This is a genomic window from Cupriavidus sp. 01T418 (assembly GCF_056398885.1).
The window spans coordinates 1-436 of the sequence record NZ_JBFTQG010000183.1 but is presented as its reverse complement, the minus strand read 5'-3'; the positions used below and the strand labels follow the sequence as shown (position 1 = coordinate 436).

Sequence of the window (436 nt, the reverse complement as noted above, 5' to 3'; positions counted from 1 at the left end):
AAGGCGCTCTCCGTGGAACTGGCCGCCATTCGCGATGCCGTGCCGCGCCGGGACGGGGAAGCCAATCTGSCCTACGCCCGCCGCCTGCRCGAGCAGCGGCCCGGCCTCAGCCTGAGCGAGCTGTCCCTGCTCTCGGGTGCCACGGAAARCCAWCTGCGCRGCGAGCCGGCCTTCAAGRCGCTCYCCGTGGAACTGGCYGCCATTCGCGACGCCGTGCCGCGCCGGGACGGGGAAACCAATCTGGCCTACGCCCGCCGCCTGCGCAAGCAGCAGCCCGGCCTCAGCCTGAGCGAGCTGTCCCTGCTCTCGGGCGCGGCGGAAAGCCAACTGCGCCGCGAGCCGGCCTTCAAGGCACTCTCCGTGGAATTGGCCGCCATTCGCGACGCCGTGCCGCGCCGGGACGGGGAAGCCAGCCTGGCCTACGCCCGCCGCCTGC

At 73.1% G+C, this 436-nt stretch carries 1 protein-coding gene; it reads left to right on the top strand.

Annotation, left to right across the window (positions count from 1 at the left end; translation table 11 throughout):
• Nucleotides 1-12: 12 nt before the first annotated feature.
• Nucleotides 13-436, top strand: a 424-nt coding sequence (locus AC1DQ3_RS36830) for a hypothetical protein (protein ID WP_477124999.1), incomplete at its 3' end; no start/stop codon positions are given.